A 21,218-nucleotide genomic window follows, 5' to 3' on the forward strand; every position below is an offset into this window, starting at 1 on the left:
GTAATGCGCCGCGAGGGAGGCGACCCAGGTTCGTAGCAGTTCGCTCTTGCCGCTGCCGGTCGTACCGACCACCAGCGCATGCGGTCCGTCGCTGACCAGATCGAGGCAGAACGGTCTCGCACCAGACCTGCCGATGACACCCGCGAGCGTCCGCGAACCCGCGACGGGCGGTACCGCGGGGCGGGTGTCGAGCAGACTACCGAGCGCCAGCTGGCCGTCATCCGGCGCCGTCGGCGCACTCTTCGCGCGCAGGGAGCGGGCCAGAAGGCTCGCCTGGAACTCCGAGAGGACCTGCGGATAGACCTCGAGCGTGGCCTCACCGGTGTCCAGTGTCGCGTGCGCTGCTCCGGTGTCCGTCTGCCCGACGAGCATCCGAACCGCAGCGCCACCCCCGTTACCGACGAGGATCGCGGCGTCGGCCGCTCCCTCGGCGCGGTCCCATCCACTCGACAGGCCCAGCGCGACGCGGCGCTGACCTGGGGTGACGCGGTGCGGAAGCTCCTCGACCCAGGCGAACCCCTCCGGAACATCGCCGACGATCTCGAGCCGACCCGGCGGATGGACCAGACAGAGTTGCACGATCATCGCGCGCACGACACCGGCAACGAGCGGCTCCGGCCCGTCCACTCCGAGGCTGCCACGCAGCGGCACCACGATCGGAGCATCCCGCACCGTCGGCCTGGACGCGCCGAGCGCCGTCGTGGCGCTCTCGGGCGCGGACCCCTCGGCGCGGAGGCTGGTCACCTGCGCGGCAGTCAGTTCCATCGGCACGTCGCCGCTTCCCACCACCAGGTGCCCCTGGCGACCGAGGACTTCTCGCCAGACTTCTGCCGGTTCGTCAAGAAGGCGGCGGATGTCGGGCGAGCTCCGCCACGCACGGTCGCGTTCATGAGACACCGCCTGCTCGATCGCCGCACGCAGCGAGGCCGAATCCGCCTCGGCTATGGCATCGTCCCGGCGCCCCGCACGCCGTGCCGCCCACATGCGGTCGCCGAAGCCTGCTACTGCCATGAGTGGCGCAAGGGCGGCGAACCACAGACTCAGGACAGACCCGGTCACCACCCACAGGGCCACTGCCCCAAGCACCGGCACCGCCGTCGCGAGAATCGGAAGACCTGTCGCGCCGCGAGCAGGGCCGCGCGAGCGCTTCACGGATGACCGGCGAGGTGCGGTGCCAGACGATGAACGCATGACCCCAGCCCATCATTGGCTCCAGCGCGGTCACGGTACCGGGCCTGCCATCCGGCGCGACCGGAGAGAACGCGGTGTTGGGGAGGAGCGGAGCCTCAGGCGCCGGGGACGCGAGCGACGTTCACGACGACGATCGATATGTTGTCTCGTCCGCCGTTCTCGAGTGCGGCATCAAGCATCGCTTCGACCGCCGCCGCCGGCTCGGGGTGCTCGACGAGGAAGTGCTGAATGCCGAAGTCGGTGAGCTCCTTGGTCAGTCCGTCGGAGCAGATGACGAATCTGTCGCCGTCGACGACGTCGAGACGAACGTAATCGGGTGTGACGCTCTCGCTCGGCCCGAGAGCCCGAGTGATGACGTTGCCGTACGGGTGGTTCTCGGCCTCTTCCGGGCTCAACCGCCCCGAAGCGATGAGCTCCTGCACGACCGAGTGGTCTGTCGTGACCTGAACGATCGCGCCATCGCGCAGCAGGTAGACCCGCGAGTCCCCGATGTTGAGGGCGACCCAGGATGCCTCAGCCCCCGACACATCCAGAAACAGCCCGGTCACGGTCGTGCCGGTAGCCTCGTCGGTTGCTTCCGGGCGAGCGGCAATGTCTTTCACCGCTCGCGCGAGGGCCTTCTCGATCGCTTTCGTGGAGACCGAGCCTGTGTCGGCAACCGCGTGAAGACGTTCGACAGCGCTCGCGCTGGCGATCTCACCACCGATGTGGCCGCCCATTCCATCGGCGACGACGAACAGCGGGTACTCCGCGAGGACGGCATCCTGGTTGACCTCACGCCGACGGCCGGTATCTGTCACCGCGGCCCACGCGAGCTCGAGGCGATCGCGTGCCAGGTCAACGGTGCGGGAATGGGCGGAAACCTCGGCCACGCGACCCTTTCCTCGTCGTTGTCGGTATCGGCGCCAGGCACCGACCGTCACATCCTAATCGAACGTCAGGGCCCGAGCGGGGACATACCGCGCCGGCGATGCGCCGTCATCCGTTCACGCTGGGCTCGGCGCCCTCATCGGCGGGAGCCTCGAACTGTGCGTTATAGAGCGCCCAGTAGGCCCCCCGCGCACGCAGCAACTCGTCGTGCGTCCCTTGTTCGACGATCGCACCGCTCTCCATCACCAGGATGAGGTCGGCATCCCGAATCGTCGAAAGACGGTGCGCGATGACGAACGAGGTGCGGTCACGGCGCAGTCGAGACATCGCGCGCTGGATCAGCAGCTCCGTGCGGGTGTCGACCGACGAGGTTGCCTCATCGAGAATCAGGATGCGCGGATCCGCGAGGAACGCCCGCGCGATTGTGACGAGCTGGCGCTCACCGACCGAGAGATTCGTCGCCTCATCATCGAGCACCGTGTCGTACCCGTCCGGCAGAGCATGAACGAACCGGTCGACATATGCCGCGGACGCCGCCGCCACGAGCTCTTCCTCGGTCGCGTCCGGCCTCCCGTACGCGATGTTCTCTCGGATCGTGCCCGCGAACAGCCACGTGTCCTGCAGCACCATGCCGGTGCGCGCCCGGAGGTCATCGCGCGTCATCCGTCGAGTATCGAGACCGCCGCCTGGAAGCCCCGCCGCGGTGTCGAGCAGGATGCCGCCCTCATCCACGTCGTAGAAGCGCATGACGAGGTTGACGAGCGTTGTCTTTCCCGCTCCGGTGGGCCCGACGATAGCGACCGTGCTTCCGGACGCGGCGCGCAGGCTCAGGTCGTCGATGAGCGGCGTGTCCGCGACATAGCGGAACGAGACGTCGCGGAACTCGAGGGTGCTCGCGTCGGCCGGAACGGTCTCGGCAGGCTCCGGATCGTCTGACTGCTCGGGCTCGTCGAGCAGCTCGAACACCCGCTCGGCACTTGCCACCCCCGACTGCAGCAGGTTCGCCATGGATCCGAGCTGGCTGAGCGGCTGCGTGAACTGTCGTGAGTACTGGATGAAGGCCTGCACGTCTCCGATCGAGAGCAGCCCCCCGGCAACCTGCAGCCCGCCGACGACCGCGATGGCGACGTAGACGAGGTTCCCGATGAACATCATCGCGGGCATGATGATGCCGGACAGGAACTGTGCCCCGAAGCTCGCGCGGTAGACCTCGTCGTTCTCGGCGGCGAAGTCGGTTTCGGCCTCACGCTGGTGGCCGAAGACCTTCACCACCGAATGCCCCGAGAAGGTCTCCTCGACTCGGGCGTTCAGTACGCCGGTCGCACGCCACTGGGTGACGAACAGTGCCTGGGAGCGGCGGGCGACCAGGACCGTCACCACGATCGTGAGAGGAATCGTCACGAGTGCGATCACCGCCAGCAGCGGCGAGATCACGAACATCATGACAAGCACGCCGATCACGGTCAGGAGCGAGATGACGACCTGCGACAGTGTCTGCTGGAGGCTTTGACCGATATTGTCGACGTCGTTGGTGACGCGGCTGAGCAGCTCGCCGCGCTGCACCCGGTCGAAGTACGACAGCGGCAGGCGGTGGATCTTCTCCTCCACTTCGATGCGCAGCCGGTGCATCGCGCGTTGGACGACGCCGTTCAGGATGCGAGCCTGCAGCCATCCGAACACACTCGCGCCCACATACACGGCGAGCACGAGCAGCAAGAGTTGGCCGAGTGCAGTGAAGTCGATACCGGCGCCCGGGGTGAAGGTCATCGTGGAGAGCAGGTCAGCCTGCTCCTGCTGACCGTTCGCGATCAGCTGGTCCATGATCTGCTGCTGCGTGGTTCCCGCGGGAACATCCGAAAACTGCAGCGAGACGAACCCGGCGAAAACGAGGTTGGTGCCCTCCCCCAGGAGCTTCGGTCCGATCACCGACAGCGCGACCGAGAACACACCCAACACGATGACCAGGATGAGGAGAGCATTCTCTCGGCGCAGATGCGCGAGCAGTCGCTTCGCGCTCGCGCCGAAGTTCTGAGCCTTCTGGACGGGCATTCCCATGCCGCGCCCCATGGGGCCACCACCCATCGGACCGCGCGCGGGAGCTGCACCTGCAGCGGGACGTGGCGCGCTCATGCTGCTGCCTCCGCCGAGAGCTGGGAATCAACGATCTCGCGGTAGGTCTCGCACGTCTCCACGAGCTCCTCATGGGTGCCGATGCCGACGATCCGGCCGTGGTCGAGCACCACGATCTGGTCGGCGTGCTGAATCGTCGATACCCGCTGGGCGACGACCAAGCGCGTAGCGTCGGGGAGCTCGGTGTCGAGGGCCCGGCGAAGCGCGGCATCCGTTCGCAGATCGAGGGCTGAGAACGAGTCGTCGAAGATGAAGATCGGGGGGTTCTTCACGAGCGCGCGAGCGATCGCGAGGCGCTGACGCTGTCCACCCGAGACATTCGTGCCTCCCTGCGCAATCGGAGCGTCAAGTCCCAGAGGGAACGCCTCGACGAAGGAGCGGGCCTGCGCAAGCTCGAGGGCACGCCAGAGGCTCGCGTCGTCGGCGGCGGCATCCCCGTAGCGCAGATTCGACGCGACCGTTCCGGAGAACAGGAAAGCCCGCTGCGGAACCAGCCCGATCCGCGCCCAGAGGTCGTCGGGATCGTAGGAGCGCACGTCAACGCCGTCGACGCGCACCTCCCCCGCGGTCACGTCGAACAAGCGCGGCACGAGCCCGATGAGCGTCGACTTGCCCGACCCAGTCGATCCGATGATCGCTGTCGTCGTGCCTGGCTCGACGGTGAACGTGATGTCGTGAAGCACCGCATCCTGGGCGCCGGGGTAAGCGAAGTCCACGTGGGAGAACTCGACCTTGCCGCGCGGCACCGGCGCGCTGACGGCCTCTGCGGGAGGCTCAACCGAGGGCTCCGTGTCCAGGACCTCGCCGATCCGCTTCGCACAGACCGCGGCGCGCGGGATCATGACGAACATGAAGGTCGCCATCATGACGCCCATGAGGATCTGCATGATGTAGGTGAGGAAGGCGAACAGCGTGCCGATCTCGACGCCGTCGTTTTGCACCTGGAAGGCGCCGAACCAGATCACCGCGACGCTCGACACGTTGAGCACGAGCATGACGACGGGAAACATCAGCGCCATGAGGTTTCCCGCGCGAAGGCCCGTTGCCATCACGTCGCGGCTCGCGACGTCGAAGCGCTGGCGTTCGTGGTCTTCACGGACGAAGGCGCGAACGACACGGATGCCGGTGAGCTGCTCGCGCATGATCTGATTGACGCGATCGATCCGCTGCTGCATGACCGTGAACGCGGGAACCATCCGCACGACGATGAGCGAGACCAAAATCAGCAGCACCGGAACGGCCACGGCCATCAGCCACGACAGTCCGGGGTCTTGGCGGATGGCCATGATGACACCGCCGATAGCGAGCATCGGAGCCGAGACCATCAGCGTCGCGGACACCTGCACCAGCATCTGCACCTGCTGGACGTCGTTGGTGTTGCGGGTGATGAGTGAGGGGGCACCGAAGTTCCCGACCTCGCGCTGCGAGAAGGCGACGACGCGGTGGAAGACATCGGCGCGCAGGTCCTTACCCATTCCCATGGCGAGTCGGGACCCGAAATACACGGCGATGACCGCGCAGACGACCTGCACGAGCGAGATGACGAGCATGAGGCCGCCGGTCGACCAGATGTATCCGATGTCACCGGTCACCACACCGTTGTCGATGATGTCAGCGTTCAGTGTCGGCAGGAGCAGCGAAGCGATCGACTGCGCGAGCTGAAAGACGATGACGGCGATGATCAGCGGCCATGCGGGTCGCAGGTATCGCACCAGGAGAGTCCAGAGCACGAGGCGTTCCTTCCACGGAAAAGACGGTCGGCTCCCCGCGGACACGTCCTCGCAGACGCTACGCCCGGCATCCGGCGGCAGGCAAATCTCTCGCCTGCGCCGTCAGCGAACGCGCCAGAACACCACAACAGGACGAGTGAGGGGCCCCCACCATACGGTGGGAGCCCCTCACGTCGAGATGGATCAGGCCTTGGGCTCTTCCGGAGCCGCGGGCGGCTCAGGGCTTGCCGGCGGCTGCGCGGCGGGAGGAGCGTAACCCGTCGGAGGCGCCGGAGGCGCTGCATAGCCGGGGGCCGGGCTGGTGGCGGGGTTGGCAGGGTAGCCACCGGCAGGAACCTGCGAAGGGATGCCCTCCCAGTTCGTGCGATCCCCCAGGAATCCGTTGCCTGCCCACGGGGCCGCAGGGATCGCCGTGTTCCAGCGCGACTTGTCAAAGGCTGCGATACCGAGCCACACGATCGAGAGGAAGAAGTAGAGGATGAGCCATACGGCTTCCTTCTGCAGTTTCAGCCCCACACGCCAAGCGGCCATCAGCGTCAGGATGAAGGTCGCGAGCAGGATGAGCTGGCCGATGACCGGGATCCAGCCCAACAGAATCGACGCGCCGATGGCGTAGAGAAGCAGCCAGGGGCTGAGGTCCCCGAGCTTCAGGAAGATCATGCCGTTGTAGATCGGCACCCACGCGCGCCACTTGCCCTGCACGCCGGCCTTGTCAAAGACCCGCATCAGGAAGAAGGACGTGAGGACGTAGCCGGCAGCAGCGAAGATGATCCAGAAGAAGACGAGGAAGATCAGCAAGCCGATCCCCCCGCCATCGTTGTAATAGACGACTGACGCGCCTACCTGTTCGAACATGAACGTTCCTCCCGAACGGTCAGGACTCGCACCTCGAGTTGGTGTGCGAGGGGGCGTTCGCCCGTTGCGTTCATGCTAGCGATCCTGGGGCGCCGCTGTCAGCAAATTCTCAGCGTGGGGGCACGATGAGGGTCATGACGTCGCCGTCGCGTTCCGTCTCGAAGCCGGCGTCGCTCGCCCATTCCCCGAAATGTGCCGCGTCCGACAGGACGGCACCGGACTCCGCGAGAGCGCGGGTGAGCCGCCCCTTTGCGCTCTTGTTGAAGTGATTGAGAGCTCGTGTCTGCCCGTCCGGGCCCCGTGTGAGAACCCGCACGTAGGCGCTCCGTCCGACCGGTGCAGTCCCGAGCGCAACGTAGGCCTCTGACCTCAGGTCGAGCACAAACCCACCGGCGGAACTGTCGAGCGCTGCAGCGACGGGCTCCGCCCAGAGGCTCCGCTGCGAGGTGAGGCCGGGAAGACGCATGCCCGCGCCGAGCCGGTACGACGGAATGGGGTCGAGAGCACCGACCGGCCCGAACGGCGCGGAATGGATCAGGACATGCGCACCGAGCCACCGCCGCGCTGACGCGTCCAGGCTCGCGGCATCCAGAGCGTCGAACAGCACCCCCGTGTACCGATCGATCGCCGGCATTGTCGGCGACGTGCGCAGTGCCCGATTCACCTCGATCTCACCGCGCTGCTTCGGGCCGAGCTTCAAGACCTTCGCCGCGGCATCCGGGTCATCACTCAGCCGCACCAATGCGTCGACAACCGATTCGCGGATCGGAGTCAGCTCGCGAAGAGCCAGACGGGATGCATCCCAGGGCGCCCCCTCCCCACCAGCCCGCTTCGTCTCCGACGGCGGCAGCAGAATCAGCACAGCTCTCCCCCACCGACAAAGGCGAAATCGCCGAGGGAGGACGGATGACGATGCATTCGTCCTACCTCGGCGATTCTTCCTACGCCCGTGCGATGCGGCCGAGGCCGAGCGCTGGGGCGGATGCTGGTGTCAGGCGACGAGAGCGGCGTTGCCGGCCACGATCGTGACGACATCGCCCTCGATCGAGAGGAAGCCGTCTTGCGCGTTCGCGACGACTTTGCTGCCGTCATCCTTGGTGATGCGGACCTGACCCTCGGCGAGAATCGCGAGAACCGGTTCGTGTCCGGTCATGAAGCCGATCTCACCTTCGACAGTCTTCGCGACCACGAGGGATGCCTCCCCCGACCACACTTCGGCGTCGGCGGAGACGAGGCTGACGTGCAGCGGCATGATCAGCCGTTCTCCTTCTGGATCTGCGCCCAGCGCTCCTCGACGTCCGAGATGCCACCGACGTTGAAGAACGCCTGCTCGGCGACGTGGTCGAAGTCACCCTTGACGATCGCGTCGAAGGACTCGATCGTCTCCTTGATCGGGACCGTGGAGCCCTCGACACCGGTGAACTTCTTGGCCATGTAGGTGTTCTGCGAGAGGAACTGCTGGATCCGGCGCGCACGCGACACGACGACCTTGTCCTCTTCGGAGAGCTCGTCGACACCGAGGATCGCGATGATCTCCTGCAGTTCCTGGTTCTTCTGCAGGATCTGCTTGACGGCGGTCGCCACACGGTAGTGGTCTTCACCGACGTAGCGCGGGTCGAGGATGCGGCTGGTCGAGGTCAGCGGATCAACCGCGGGGTACAGACCGCGCGAGGCGATCGCACGCGAGAGCTCGGTGGTCGCATCCAGGTGGGCGAAGGTGGTCGCCGGCGCCGGGTCGGTGTAGTCGTCAGCGGGCACGTAGATTGCCTGGAGCGACGTGATCGAGTGACCACGCGTCGAGGTGATGCGCTCCTGGAGCACACCCATCTCGTCGGCGAGGTTCGGCTGGTAACCCACGGCGGAGGGCATGCGACCCAGCAGGGTCGAGACCTCGGAGCCTGCCTGCGTGAAGCGGAAGATGTTGTCGATGAACAGCAGCACGTCCTGCTTCTGGACGTCGCGGAAGTACTCCGCCATCGTCAGCGCCGACAGCGCGACGCGAAGACGGGTCCCCGGCGGCTCGTCCATCTGGCCGAACACGAGGGCGGTCTTGTCGAAGACGCCGGCCTCTTCCATCTCGTGGATGAGGTCGTTGCCCTCACGAGTACGCTCGCCGACACCGGCGAAGACCGAGACACCACCGTGGTCCTGCGCAACGCGCTGGATCATCTCCTGGATGAGGACGGTCTTGCCGACACCGGCACCACCGAAGAGGCCGATCTTTCCGCCCTGCACGTAGGGGGTCAGCAGGTCGATGACCTTGATGCCGGTCTCGAACATCGTCGTCTTGGACTCGAGCTGGTCGAAGGCCGGAGCCTTGCGGTGGATGCCCCACCGCTCGGTGATCTCGATCTTCTCGCCCGGCTCGGCGTTGAGGACCTCGCCGGTGACGTTGAAGACGTGACCCTTGGTCACATCGCCGACGGGCACCGAGATCGGGCCGCCCGTGTCACGCACTTCCTGCCCACGCACGACACCGTCGGTGGGCTTGAGCGCGATGGCGCGGATGAGGTCATCGCCCAGGTGCTGCGCGACCTCAAGCGTCAGTTCGCTGGACTCACCGTCGATCGTGATCGTGGTGCTCAGCGCGTTGTAGATGTCGGGGATCGAGTCATGCGGGAACTCGATGTCGACGACGGGGCCGGTGACGCGCGCGACGCGGCCGACGACCGCGGTCTTCTCGGCGGTTGCGGTGGGAGTCATGGTCATTCTCTTTCGTGTCAGGTCTACTTGCCCGACGCCAGAGCGTCGGCGCCGCCGACGATCTCGGCGATCTGCTGCGTGATCTCGGCCTGTCGCGCGTTGTTGCGCAGGCGGGTGTAGTCGGTGATGAGCTTGTCGGCGTTGTCACTCGCGGACTTCATCGCCTTCTGCGTCGCGGCGTGCTTTGCGGCAGACGACTGCAGGAGGGCGTTGAAGACGCGGCTCTGGATGTAGACCGGCAGCAGCTGGTTGAGCACGGTTTCGGCGTCGGGCTCGAACTCGTACAGCGGATACACCTGAGCGGATGCCGACTCCTCGGCCTCGACGACCTCGAGCGGCAGCAGGCGGACCTGCTCGGGGCTCTGGGTCATCATGCTCACGAAGCGGTTGTAGACGAGGTGGATCTCATCGACGCCACCCTCGTTGCCGCCACGGTCGTACGCATCCAGCAGAGCTGCCGCGATCTCTTCCGCGGTGTGGAAGTGCGGCGTGTCGGTGTCGCCCGTCCACTGTCCGGCGCTTGCCATCTTGCGGAACTGGAAGTACCCGACGGCCTTGCGTCCGACGAGATAGAACACCGGCTCCTTGCCCTGCTGGCGAAGCAGCTGCGCGAGCTCGAGACCCTCGCGGAGGATCTGCGAGTTGAACGCGCCGGCAAGTCCGCGGTCGGAGGCGAAGATCACCACGGCCGACCGCCGGATGACCTCACGCTCGGTGGTGAGCGGGTGATCGACGTTCGAGTGCGTGGCAACAGCCGACACCGCGCGGGTTACCGCGCGAGCGAACGGAGCTGACGCGCGCACGCGACCCATCGCCTTCTGAATGCGCGAAGCCGCGATGAGTTCCATCGCCTTCGTGATCTTCTTGGTCGTCTGGGCAGAAGAGATCTTCTGCTTGTAGACCCGGAGTTGTGCGCCCATGGTTTATCGCCCTCGCGCGGCCTTAGTGGCGGCCCTTGACGATCTTCTCCTGGTTGACGTCTTCAGCCTGTGCGGCGCCGACCTCTTCGTGGCCGGGCTTGGAGATCGCCTGACCCTTGCCGGAGCGGAACTCCAGCACGAAGTCGTCGACGACCTTCTCGAGCTCGGCGGCGGTGTCGTCATCCAGCACGTTGGTCTCGCGAAGACGATCGAGGATCGTCGTGTTCCGGCGCAGGAAGTCCAGCAGCTCACGCTCGAACGGCAGCACGTCCTCGACCTCGATCGTGTCGAGCTTGCCGTTGGTGCCGGCCCAGATCGAGACGACCTGCTCCTCCACGGGGTACGGCGAGTACTGCGGCTGCTTGAGCAGCTCGGTCAGACGCGCACCGCGGGCGAGCTGGCGACGGGATGCCGCATCCAGGTCGCTCGCGAACATCGCGAAGGCCTCGAGCGAGCGGTACTGCGCGAGCTCGAGCTTGAGCGTTCCCGAGACCTTCTTGATCGACTTCACCTGAGCGTCACCACCGACACGGGAGACCGAGATACCCACGTCAACAGCGGGGCGCTGGTTCGCGTTGAACAGGTCGGACTGCAGGAAGATCTGGCCGTCGGTGATCGAGATCACGTTGGTCGGGATGTACGCCGAGACGTCGTTGGCCTTCGTCTCGATGATGGGAAGACCCGTCATCGAGCCTGCGCCCAGCTCATCGGAGAGCTTCGCGCAACGCTCGAGCAGACGCGAGTGCAGGTAGAAGACGTCGCCGGGGTATGCCTCACGGCCCGGCGGGCGGCGCAGCAGCAGCGACACGGCACGGTAAGCCTCGGCCTGCTTCGAGAGGTCATCGAAGATGATCAGGACGTGCTTGCCGCCGTACATCCAGTGCTGACCGATGGCAGAACCGGTGTAGGGCGCCAGGTACTTGAAGCCGGCGGGGTCGGATGCGGGAGCGGCGACGATCGTCGTGTACTCCATGGCACCGGCATCCTCGAGCGCACCCTTGACGGACGCGATCGTGGAACCCTTCTGACCGATGGCGACGTAGATGCAGCGGACCTGCTTCTCGGGGTCACCCGAAGCCCAGTTGTCCTTCTGGTTGATGATGGTGTCGATCGCGATCGCCGTCTTGCCGGTCTGGCGGTCGCCGATGATGAGCTGGCGCTGACCGCGGCCGACGGGGATCATCGCGTCGATCGCCTTGATGCCGGTCTGCATGGGCTCGTGCACGCTCTTACGCTGCATGACGCCCGGCGCCTGCAGCTCCAGAGCGCGGCGGCCTTCGGTGGCAACCTCGCCGAGACCGTCGATCGGGTTGCCGAGCGGGTCGACGACCCGGCCGAGGTAGCCGTCGCCGACGGGAACCGAGAGCACTTCGCCGGTACGCGTGACCTGTTGACCCGCCTCGATGCCGGCGAAATCGCCGAGGACGACGACACCGATCTCGTGCTCGTCGAGGTTCAGGGCCAGGCCCGCGGTGCCGTCAGCGAAGGTCACCAGCTCGTTGGCCATCACGCCGGGGAGACCCTCGACATGGGCGATGCCGTCGGCGGCGTCGATGACGGTGCCGACCTCGTTGGCCGCTGCCCCGGAGGGCTCGTAGGCCGCGACGAAGTCTTTCAGCGCGTCACGAATGACGTCGGGGCTGATGGAGAGTTCTGCCATGGTCTTCCTTCGTTAAGGTCTTTCTCGGGTTCCGTGCGTCGGACCCGAAGTCTGCGCCTGTCGGCGTTGTCGTTAGCCGGCCAGTCGCTGACGGAGGTCTGCGAGCCGGGAGGAAACGCTCATGTCGATGACGTCATCGGCGATCTGCACACGCAGGCCACCGACCACCGTCGGGTCGATCACGGTGTTCAGGGAGATCTTGGTGCCGTAGCGACGGCTGAGCAGCTCGGTGAGGCGGCTCGCCTGTTCCGTGCTCAGCGCTGCCGCTGCGGTGACGGTGGCGACAGCGCGGCCGCGTTCGTCGGCGACGATGCGGATCGCACGCGACAACAGCTGACGTACGCGGCGTTCGCGCGGCTGCTGCACGAGCGAGGATGCGACCAGGACCGTCGCTTCGCTCGCCCGCCCGGTCAGGAGTTTCGCAACCAGGTCGCCCTTCGCAGAGGCATCACCGAGGCGGCTCCCGAGCGCGAGTTCGAGCTCGGGGTTCGCCGCGACCGTGCGGGAGAACTCGAACAGCTCGGACTCGACGTCAGCGTCCGACGCGATCGTGGCGGCGCGCACAGCGAGCTCTTCGATGCCATCGATGAGATCGGATGCCGATGACCACCGCTGCTGGACGGCGTTGGTGAGCAGGCCGACGGTCGCCGACGCCATCGAGGGCCCGAAGACATCGGTGATCACCTTCGCGCGATCCGACGGAGCAGCTGCCGAGTCGGCCAGCGCGCCGCTGAGCTGCGAAGTCTGGCCGAGCTCGCGCGCGGCAACGAACAGCTCGCGGGCGACGGTCAGGTCGACGCCACGAGCCGCAGCCAGCGCCGCGGTCGTTTCCGCGAGCGCCTGATTCGTCGCGCTGCCCATTACTTGGCCGCCGTCTCGGATGCCTCAAGGTCGGCAAGGAACCGGTCGACCACGGCCTTCGCCTTGGCGTCGTCCGAGAGGGTCTCACCGATCACACCGCCGGCGAGGTCAAGGGCCAGTGTCCCCACTTCGCTGCGCAGCGACACGAACGCCGTCTGGCGCTCGGCGTCGATCTGCGCGTGCGCGGCAGCCGTGAGGCGCGTGGCCTCGGCAGACGCGGTCTCCTTGGCTTCGGCGACGATCTTCTTGCCGTCCTCGCGGGCGGCGTCGCGGATCTCGCCGGCCTCGCGGCGGGCGTCAGCCAGCTGCGCGGTGTACTCCTCGAGGGCAGCCTCCGCCTTGCGCTGTGCCTCGTCGGCCTTCGCAATGTTGCCTTCGATCGCCGCTGATCGCTCGTCGAGCAGCTTCTTCATCCGCGGGAGGGCGTACAGCCAGAACAGCACGAGGATGACGATGAAGCACACCGACGACCAGATGATGTCGTACCACGCCGGGATGAGGGGGTTGTGCGCAGCCCCCTCTTCGGCGGCATACGTGACAAGAGCCGTGAGCATCCTGTCTCCTTAAGGCTGGTGAGTCGGATCAGACGAAGATGAAGTAAGTGGCGATACCGATGAACGCCAGCGCCTCGGTGAAGGCGATACCGATCCACATCAGCACCTGCAGGCGACCGGCCAGCTCGGGCTGGCGGGCAACGCCCTCGATCGTCTTGCCGACGACGATGCCCACGCCGATGGCCGGGCCGATGGCGGCAAGGCCGTAGCCCATCGTCGCGACGTTGCCGGATACCTGGGCGAGAACTGTAGTTGCGTCCACGGATTTTTCCTTTCGGTTGAGGGCGGCTTTCGGGCCGACCCGCTTAGTGCTCTTCCGCCACCGCGAGCTGGATGTAAACCGCGGTGAGGAGGGCGAAGACATAGGCCTGGAGGACGGCCACCAGGATTTCGAACAGAGTGAAGACGAACCCGAACGCGAGGCTGCCAGCTGCCAGAGCCGACCACCAGCCGCCGAGGTCGAAGAGGAAGAACTGCGTCGCCGCGAAGAAGAGGACGAGCAGCAGGTGACCGACCATCATGTTCATGAGGAGTCGGAGAGTCAGCGTCACCGGACGGATGATGAAGGTCGAGATCAGCTCGATCGGGGTGACGATGATGTAGATCGGCCACGGCACGCCCGAGGGGAACAGCGAGTTCTTGAAGAAGTTCTTCGGGCTCTTGCGAATGCCGGCGTAGATGAACGTCACGTAGCTGATGATCGCGAGGACCAAGGGCACGGCGATCACGCTCGTCCCCGCGATGTTCATGAACGGAATGATTCCCGTGATGTTCATGAACAGGATCATGAAGAACATCGTCGTGAGGATCGGCAGGAACCGCTGGCCGTCCTTCTTGCCCAGCAGATCCTCGGCGATGTTCACCCGTACGAAGTCCAGGCCCATCTCGACCAGGCTCTGGAAGCGACCCGGCACGACCCGCATGCGGCGCGTGCCCAGCCAGAAGATCAGGACGATCGCGATCGTCGCGATGAACTGGATGAGCGTGATGCGGGTGACCGCCAGCGCCTCGATGCCGAAGAGGTGAAAGAGCGGCTCCGGGAAGAACTCATCGACGGATGGTCCGTGGAATCCCCCGCCATCTTCGGCAGTGGACACGATAAGGCTCGCAGCTTGAGTAAACAGCGCTGGCTCCAGCTTCGGGGCACCGGGGATAAGCCGTTGCGACGATGGGCGATGAGTTAGGCGATCCCGGCAGCGCTCGTCAGGCGAACGGGCGGGCGCAAGACCACATTAGCAAACCCGGAGGGCTCCCGGCGCCGCGTCACTCCCTTACGGAGGTGTCGTCGGGGTCTGTCGTGGGCAGTTTGGTGTCGCTGGCGTACGGCAACCGCATCCTGGTGAGCACGATGACATCGACGGCGAGCGATGCCAGGATCCCCGCCACGAGGGCAAGGAAGAACACGATCTCGTTGACCCAGGGCTGGTCACGCACGACGAACAGTACGACCAGAAACACGATGAACTTCAGCAGCCAGCCGCCCAGCACGATGCCGAAGAAGATCGGCACATACAGGTCGGTTCCGAACCACCGGTTGGCGATCAGGATGCTGATACTCGTGATCCCGAGGAAAACCGCGGCAAGCAGCACACCGAGCAGGGCGCTCCAGAGCCCCGACTCGCCGGCGGCGAGGTAGCCGACGAGGGCACCGACGACGGCGAGCGCTCCGGTCACGATCGCCGACCAGATCACCGTCGTACGCAGGATCGGGGTGCTTGACACGGTGCTCACGAGGCCTCCTGGGCGATGACGGGGTCGGGGCGACGCCCCGGGGGCATGAGGGTGACGACGAGGCAGGCGATAGCGCCGATGACGCCGAACCCGACGCCGAGGAGGTACTCCCCCGGCCAGTCGGATGCGGTTCCGATGTACATCAGCAGCATGGCCAGGCCGATGATCGCGGTCCACGCATAGAAAATCAGGACGGCAGTGCGATCGCTGTGGCCCATGTCGAGCATCCGGTGGTGCAGGTGCTTGCGGTCCGGCGAGAACGGCGACTTCCCGGCCCCGACACGACGGATGATCGCGAGACCGAAATCGAGCAGCGGCAGCAGCACGATCGTGATCGGCAGCAGGATCGGGATGAATGCACCGAGCAGCTGGGACCTGCCGAAGTTGTCGGGATCGAGTTGCGACGGGGTGATCTGACCGGTGATCGCGATCGCCGACACGGCCATCAGCAGGCCCAGCATGAGTGCTCCGCTGTCTCCCATGAAGAGCTTCGCGGGCGTCCAGTTCAGTGGAAGAAATCCGATACACGCCCCGATGAGCGCTGCCGCGATGAAGGATGCCAGGTTGAAGTAGGTGGTTGCTCCGGCGTCCCGGACGAGCAGGTACGAGTACGCGAAGAAGACGCCATTGGCGATGAGGGCGACACCGGCGACAAGACCATCGAGTCCGTCGATGAAGTTGACCGCGTTCATGACGATCACGATCGACAAGACCGTCAGCACGAAGCTCATCCAACTCGAGCCGACCGTCAGCCCGCCGATCGGAAGCGAGAGGATCTGCAGCTTGCCGAACCACGCGATGATTCCCGCGGCCGCGAACTGCGCGCCGAGTTTGATCATCCAGTCGAGGTCCCAGATGTCGTCGGCGACACCGACGAGCACGATGAGTGTCGTGGCGCCGAGGATCGCCCACACGGCCGCGGGGTCCGCCCAGAAAATCGAGAAGAAGGGATGCTGCGACGATGCGAGGAATGCAGCGACGATACCGAGATACATGGCGACCCCGCCTAGGCGCGGCGTCGGTGTCTTGTGGACGTCGCGCTCCCGGATGCCGGGGTAGAGCTTGTAGCGCATGCTCAACTGCCACACCGCCCACGCCAGCACGAGGGTGATGGTCGCGGTCAGGATGACGACGAACAGGTACTGCTTCACGCGAATCCGGTGTCGTCGGCATCCGTGTCCACAGGCGGTGCAGCGGGGTCATCGAGCAGATCGCCGATCACCTCACGGATCTCATCAGCCGTCACCGCGCCGACACGAAGGATGCGCGCCGCTCCGCGCTCGCGTCGAGCGAGTCCCGTGGCGTCGAGGATCGTCGAGGGAACTCCCGTGGCGACGGGACCCGAATCCAGGTAGACATCGATCCGGTCACCGAGCATCTGGTGTGCGCTGAGCACGTCGACGGCGGCGGCCTCACCGGTCAGGTTCGCGCTCGAGACCGCGAGCGGACCGGTCTCTTCGATGAGTTCGAGGGCGATGCGGTGATCGGGCATGCGAACCGCGACCGTGCCGCGGGTCTCCCCCAGGTCCCACGTCAACGAGGGCTGAGCGGGCAGCACGATCGTCAATCCGCCGGGCCAGAACCTTTCGATGAGTCGCTCGACCGGCTCGGGCAGGTCGGCAACGAGTGCGCGCACCATGGTTGTTCCCGCCACGAGCACGGGCGGCGGCGATTCACGGGTGCGGCCCTTGGCATCCAGCAACCGCTGCACTGCGGCAGCGCTGAACGCGTCGGCGGCTACCCCGTACACGGTGTCGGTGGGGATGACGACAAGGGCACCCCGGCCGATCGCTTGGCGCGCCTGTCGCATGCCGGGCAAGAGCTGGGCATCGTCACGGCAGTCGAAGATGTCGGACATGGCCTGCTCAGTCTACGGAAGCCACGGGCCGTTCCGGGAAGCGGCGGCCGTTGCAGGAAGCGCGAGCGGTTACGGATGCAGCGCGGTAGTGACCCGATCGCGGCGCGTGAGATCCATGTGGGTCGCGGGCGCTCGCCATCCGTCAGCCACCAGGAGCTCCCGGATCGCCGCGCCCTGACTCTCGCCGTGCTCGATGGCCACGAGCGCGCCGGGGTGAGCCAATCGCAGCGCTGTCGCGCTGACCTGCCTGACGACATCCAGCCCGTCTTCCCCGCCGTAGAGGGCGGTCGGCGGATCGAACCACCGCACTTCGGGATCGCGCGGCACCGCGGCATCCGGCACGTACGGCGGATTACTCACAACCACGGAGACCTTCCCGTCGAGGTCGGGAAACGCGCGGGCGAGATCGATGAAGGCCAGGGTGGCGTTCTCAGCGCCGATGGCGGTGAAGTTCTCCGTGGCCCAGATGAAGGCATCGACGGCATTCTCAGCGGCGAAGACGCGGGAGTGCGGAGCCTCGGTCGCCAACGCGAGGGCGATCGCACCCGACCCCGTTCCGAGGTCTACGGCGATCGGTGAGGGCGACGCAGCGGCAAGCAGCGCATCCAACGCGATCTGCACGAGGGTTTCGGTCTCTGGTCGCGGCACGAAAACGCCCGGGCCGACCCGCAGCTCGAGGTGGCGGAACGGTGCGCTTCCCGTGATGTGCTGCAGCGGCTCCCGGGAGGAGCGTCGAGCAACGAGCTCCCGGTAGTGCGCGTCGGATGCCTCCTCCAGCGTGTCGCCTCGCACGGCCGCTGCCTGGACTGCGCCAGGTGATACCGCGAGAACGTGCGCAAGGAGAAGCTCGGCATCCCGACGAGAATCGAGAACTCCTGCACGAGCGAGATGTTCAGCAGCATCGGAGATGGCGCCTGCGACTGTCTTGTGCTGGCTGGTGTGTGTCAGATCTGCATCCATGGGCGCCCCTCAGCCTAGAGGGAGCGCTGACACCCCAGCTCAGCGCGAAAGCAGCCACTCCGTGACATAGGGACTACCCGCCGGCTGAGTCAGCAGACTCCCCCCGCCACAGGTGATCTCGACCGGGCCGGGTCCGGGAGCGGCATCGACGACCGCGTCGAACACCGATGGATCGTCCATCCGCACGCCGTTGACCGTGACCGTCGGCGTGACGGTGTGAAGGGATGTGTCGATCCCGCCGATCACAATGCGACTCATCTCAGGGTTGTCGTACACCCAGGTGCCTGTGACCGTTCCGCCATATTCGAGCGACACCGTCATCTCCATTCCTGCGGTGTCGGCGACATACGTGGTGAAGGTCGCGGGCCCGCCCCACTGGAAGGTGTGGTCGGCCTCGAAGATCCACTGGATCTCACCATCGATCGTCACATCAGCGGCGAGCACATCGAGCTGGTCGTCCGCATAGAGGTCCGATTCCATCTGAGCTGCAAGACCCGGGAGATCTGCGCTCCACGCATCCAGGATGCACACATCGCCCGTCCCTGGCTCAGGCAGCTCAACGGACGGATCGATCGTTGCCTCCTCGACCTTGTCGGTCTTCGGCTGGTCGTCGAGGGGCGCACTGCTGCAGGCGGTCAGCCCGAGACCAGCGAGAGAAGCCAAAGCAACGAGGACAACAAGTCGAGACGATCTCATGGCTCGATGGTTACCGACCTGGGTGCGCGCCGGGCTCGGCGTCACGTGGTTCCCCCCGCGTTCGGCGGCAGCGAGGGTAGTTCCCCCACCCTGTCGAGCGGCACGTGGCATGATCAGGCGCATGAGCCGAAGGGTGGAGGATGCTGCTTCCCTCGCCGTTTTGCAAACGATGGAGACGGGGCAAACCGACTGCCTCCCTGCGCGCGGATGGGCCGCGGCGTACGGCGCGCTGTTCGAAGGGCGATTCGGCGACGCTCATGCGCTGCTCGCCTCCGACGACGAAGACGACTCCGACGCCGCAGCAGCTGGCCGGGCGCAGGTCGAGGCCCTGCTCACGGGCGCGGTGCGGGGTGGGATACAGCCTCGGATGCCGGACGCTGGCTCCATAACCGGCGCGATGGCATTGTTCCGCTGGAGCGAGGCGGCACACATCGTCGGCGACATGGCTGGATGCCAGCGGATGCTGAGCGATGCCGTCCAGCTGGCTGTTCCACGCCGAGCTCGCGTGTGGCTTCACCTCGCGTTCACGCGCGCGCTGTTGTTCCGGGGCGACATCGACGCGGCCCGAGGCGCGCTCAATGCGGCAACCGCCGACGCGGAGGCACCCCTCGCTCAGAGATCTGTCTGGTGTGTGCGGGTTCTCCTCGCGGGCCTGAGCGGCAACCCCCGCCTCGCGCTGGCCGAAACCGAGAAGGTTCGCGCAGTGATCCTTCCCGCACGAGGGTATGCCGACTCGGGCATGGCGCTCACAACATCGCTCGGTCTCGCCGCCGTCGGTGCGCTCGACAGCGCTTCAGAGATTCTGCGTCTCGGCAGCGGCGGCGCCGGAATGCCGTTGCTGCCCCCTGCCCTCCGCGCATACGCATACGACGTGCTGATCGAGGCTGCTGTCAGCGCCGGACAGATCGATCTCGCCGAGTGGATGATCCTGGACTTCGATCGGGTTGATCTTGGCGTCAACGAGCAATTCCACGCAGCACGAGAGGCCGCCCGAGCTCGGATCGATATCGCCCGCGGCGATCGGCCGGGCGGCATGGCACGCGCCGATCGCGCACGACGACAGGCCGATCGCACGGGCAGCGGGCTGGTCGGAGCCCGCGCGACCATGATCATCGCCAATGTCATGGCTACTTCCGGTTCTGCAGGCCCCAACCGCAGGGACGAACCAGATGCGGTGGCCGCCCGCAGCCTTGAGCGACTCCTCCGATCGGTGAGCACCGCGGAACTGCGAGCCTGGGCCGAACAGCGTCTCGCCTCGACATCCCCACCCGGGGCGGCCCTCGACAGTATCCAGTGGTCGAGCCTCACTCTCGCCCAGGAGGCTGTCGCCCGTCTGGCTGCTCAAGGCCTGCGCAATCAGGAGATCGCGAGAATCCTCTACCTCTCCCCTCGTACCGTCGAAGGTCACATCGCCGCGATCATCAACAAGCTGGGCGTTTCCAATCGAGTCGGAATTGCACGTGCCCGGGAGGGCGCCACCACGATCGACGCACTTCTGCTTGCGCGCATGACAGCGCGTCAGACCGACGTCGCACGCCTGATGGTCGCCGGTGAGGGTAACCGGGCCATCGCCGAGCGCCTCGCGATCAGTGAGAAGACCGTTGAGAAACACCTTCGCGGTATCTACCGTGCCCTCGGCGTCGCCGGTCGTGTGGGAGCCGTCGCCGTCCTCGTTGGCACAGTACCCCCTGTCATATCCGGGCAGCTACAGACTCAGCCAACGCTTGTGTCGCGCTGACGAGCGCCTGATCCGTGGCGTGATCGCCAGACACACGCAGCCAGAAGACCTTGTCTGCGGAGGCGAAGTAGGCGCCCGTGCTGGTTGCGACGATGCCTTCGGAGCCCGCACGGGGCGCGTCCGGCGGCGGCGGATTGGTGCCCGCGGGATCCCAGACAATGAGTTCGAGGAAGGTCGCCCCACCCGCGGTGTCGCCGGTCGTATTGTCAGCCCACGCGCATTGGCCCCCGAACGAATCGGTGAGACTGCCGAACGAATTCTGGCTTACGAACGTCGCGGCGCCCAGAAGAGCCACCACCTCGTCATGACTGACCAGCGAGCACAGGTCGGAAGACTCCGGGTCGCTCGCCGCCTCGATCATCGGCTCCGGGGACGCGGTGGGCTCTGACCCACCCTCTGCCGTTGCCACGTCGGTCGTCGCGACGAGCGATGCTTCCGGGGCAGTGGGCCCGGCACCGGAACACGCTGTCAGTCCCGTCGCACTGAAGCACAGGATCGCGACGCTGAGCACACAAATGGGAGACCGGAACCGAACCGACATGACTACCCCTTCCGATGAACAGCGCCACGCTACGGTGCGTCACGTCAGGGATGGGGCGTCCCGAACCTGAACACCGCGTAGCCCCCCGCTCAGGCACGTGCATTCCCTACGTAACGGTGCATCGACCGAAGGTCGGAACGATGAGGCTCGGTTGACGGAGCAATTCGTCACATTTCGCCCACACCGGAGACGCTCGCCTACGCTTGGTCGTTGTACCGAC

The 21,218-nt window shown here is 66.0% G+C and carries 21 protein-coding genes; 1 reads left to right on the plus strand and 20 read right to left on the minus strand.

Annotated elements, in window-relative coordinates:
* The 19 genes from Q1V87_RS13885 to Q1V87_RS13975 all read right to left on the minus strand — a co-directional run.
* Positions 1 to 1,191 (minus strand): FtsK/SpoIIIE domain-containing protein (locus Q1V87_RS13885; protein ID WP_300594080.1); only part of this gene is annotated, 1,191 nt, incomplete at its 3' end.
* Positions 1,192 to 1,286: 95 nt separating this feature from the next.
* Positions 1,287 to 2,063 (minus strand): protein phosphatase 2C domain-containing protein, encoded by a 777-nt coding sequence (locus Q1V87_RS13890; protein WP_300594083.1) that lies wholly within the window; start codon positions 2,061 to 2,063, stop codon positions 1,287 to 1,289.
* Positions 2,064 to 2,169: 106 nt separating this feature from the next.
* Positions 2,170 to 4,191, minus strand: a complete 2,022-nt coding sequence (locus tag Q1V87_RS13895) for an ABC transporter ATP-binding protein (RefSeq protein WP_300594086.1) — start codon at positions 4,189 to 4,191, stop codon at positions 2,170 to 2,172.
* Positions 4,188 to 5,921, minus strand: coding sequence for an ABC transporter ATP-binding protein (locus Q1V87_RS13900; RefSeq protein WP_300594088.1), 1,734 nt, complete (start codon positions 5,919 to 5,921; stop codon positions 4,188 to 4,190). The genes Q1V87_RS13895 and Q1V87_RS13900 overlap by 4 nt, the downstream gene beginning before the upstream one ends.
* Before the next feature lie 183 nt (positions 5,922 to 6,104).
* Positions 6,105 to 6,776 carry a DUF5684 domain-containing protein gene (locus tag Q1V87_RS13905; RefSeq protein WP_300594091.1) on the minus strand — a complete coding sequence of 224 codons (672 nt, stop codon included), beginning with the start codon at positions 6,774 to 6,776 and terminating at the stop codon, positions 6,105 to 6,107.
* A gap of 109 nt (positions 6,777 to 6,885) precedes the next feature.
* Positions 6,886 to 7,638, minus strand: a complete 753-nt coding sequence (locus tag Q1V87_RS13910) for a peroxide stress protein YaaA (RefSeq protein ID WP_300594094.1) — start codon at positions 7,636 to 7,638, stop codon at positions 6,886 to 6,888.
* Positions 7,639 to 7,767: 129 nt separating this feature from the next.
* Positions 7,768 to 8,028: a F0F1 ATP synthase subunit epsilon gene (locus Q1V87_RS13915; protein ID WP_292711937.1), complete on the minus strand. Its 261-nt coding sequence runs from the start codon at positions 8,026 to 8,028 to the stop codon at positions 7,768 to 7,770.
* Between the two features lie 2 nt (positions 8,029 to 8,030).
* Positions 8,031 to 9,479 (minus strand): F0F1 ATP synthase subunit beta, encoded by a 1,449-nt coding sequence (gene atpD, locus Q1V87_RS13920; RefSeq protein WP_300594097.1) that lies wholly within the window; start codon positions 9,477 to 9,479, stop codon positions 8,031 to 8,033.
* A gap of 23 nt (positions 9,480 to 9,502) precedes the next feature.
* Entirely contained in the window at positions 9,503 to 10,399 is an 897-nt protein-coding gene (locus Q1V87_RS13925) for a F0F1 ATP synthase subunit gamma (protein ID WP_300594100.1), read from the minus strand.
* Positions 10,400 to 10,421: 22 nt separating this feature from the next.
* Positions 10,422 to 12,059, minus strand: coding sequence for a F0F1 ATP synthase subunit alpha (atpA, locus tag Q1V87_RS13930; protein ID WP_300594103.1), 1,638 nt, complete (start codon positions 12,057 to 12,059; stop codon positions 10,422 to 10,424).
* A 72-nt stretch (positions 12,060 to 12,131) separates the two neighbouring features.
* Positions 12,132 to 12,920, minus strand: coding sequence for a F0F1 ATP synthase subunit delta (locus Q1V87_RS13935; protein WP_300594106.1), 789 nt, complete (start codon positions 12,918 to 12,920; stop codon positions 12,132 to 12,134).
* Positions 12,920 to 13,474: a F0F1 ATP synthase subunit B gene (locus Q1V87_RS13940; RefSeq protein ID WP_292711927.1), complete on the minus strand. Its 555-nt coding sequence runs from the start codon at positions 13,472 to 13,474 to the stop codon at positions 12,920 to 12,922. The genes Q1V87_RS13935 and Q1V87_RS13940 overlap by 1 nt, the downstream gene beginning before the upstream one ends.
* Before the next feature lie 28 nt (positions 13,475 to 13,502).
* Complete coding sequence (gene atpE, locus Q1V87_RS13945) at positions 13,503 to 13,736, minus strand: ATP synthase F0 subunit C (protein ID WP_292711925.1); 234 nt, start codon at positions 13,734 to 13,736, stop codon at positions 13,503 to 13,505.
* A 43-nt stretch (positions 13,737 to 13,779) separates the two neighbouring features.
* A complete protein-coding gene (atpB, locus tag Q1V87_RS13950) occupies positions 13,780 to 14,571 on the minus strand; it encodes a F0F1 ATP synthase subunit A (protein WP_300594110.1) in 792 nt (263 codons plus the stop codon).
* A gap of 166 nt (positions 14,572 to 14,737) precedes the next feature.
* On the minus strand, positions 14,738 to 15,205 hold the full coding sequence (locus Q1V87_RS13955; RefSeq protein WP_300594112.1) for a hypothetical protein: 468 nt from the start codon (positions 15,203 to 15,205) through the stop codon (positions 14,738 to 14,740).
* On the minus strand, positions 15,202 to 16,356 hold the full coding sequence (locus tag Q1V87_RS13960) for an MraY family glycosyltransferase (RefSeq protein WP_292711919.1): 1,155 nt from the start codon (positions 16,354 to 16,356) through the stop codon (positions 15,202 to 15,204). Before Q1V87_RS13960 ends, Q1V87_RS13955 begins: the two co-directional genes overlap by 4 nt.
* On the minus strand, positions 16,353 to 17,063 hold the full coding sequence (locus Q1V87_RS13965; RefSeq protein ID WP_300594115.1) for an L-threonylcarbamoyladenylate synthase: 711 nt from the start codon (positions 17,061 to 17,063) through the stop codon (positions 16,353 to 16,355). Before Q1V87_RS13965 ends, Q1V87_RS13960 begins: the two co-directional genes overlap by 4 nt.
* A 69-nt stretch (positions 17,064 to 17,132) precedes the next feature.
* Positions 17,133 to 18,023 carry a peptide chain release factor N(5)-glutamine methyltransferase gene (gene prmC, locus Q1V87_RS13970; RefSeq protein WP_300594118.1) on the minus strand — a complete coding sequence of 297 codons (891 nt, stop codon included), beginning with the start codon at positions 18,021 to 18,023 and terminating at the stop codon, positions 17,133 to 17,135.
* Between the two features lie 39 nt (positions 18,024 to 18,062).
* Entirely contained in the window at positions 18,063 to 18,719 is a 657-nt protein-coding gene (locus Q1V87_RS13975; protein WP_300594121.1) for a hypothetical protein, read from the minus strand.
* A gap of 121 nt (positions 18,720 to 18,840) precedes the next feature.
* Between Q1V87_RS13975 and Q1V87_RS13980 the strand changes: the two genes are divergently transcribed.
* Positions 18,841 to 20,457, plus strand: coding sequence for a helix-turn-helix transcriptional regulator (locus Q1V87_RS13980; RefSeq protein ID WP_300594124.1), 1,617 nt, complete (start codon positions 18,841 to 18,843; stop codon positions 20,455 to 20,457).
* On the opposite strand, the gene Q1V87_RS13985 is transcribed toward Q1V87_RS13980, so the two are convergent.
* On the minus strand, positions 20,411 to 20,818 hold the full coding sequence (locus tag Q1V87_RS13985) for a hypothetical protein (protein WP_292711909.1): 408 nt from the start codon (positions 20,816 to 20,818) through the stop codon (positions 20,411 to 20,413). The two genes, Q1V87_RS13980 and Q1V87_RS13985, sit on opposite strands and share 47 nt — an antisense overlap.
* Positions 20,819 to 21,218: the final 400 nt, after the last annotated feature.

The sequence above is a fragment of the Microbacterium sp. genome (assembly GCF_030149085.1).
Taxonomy (GTDB): Bacteria; Actinomycetota; Actinomycetes; order Actinomycetales; family Microbacteriaceae; genus Microbacterium.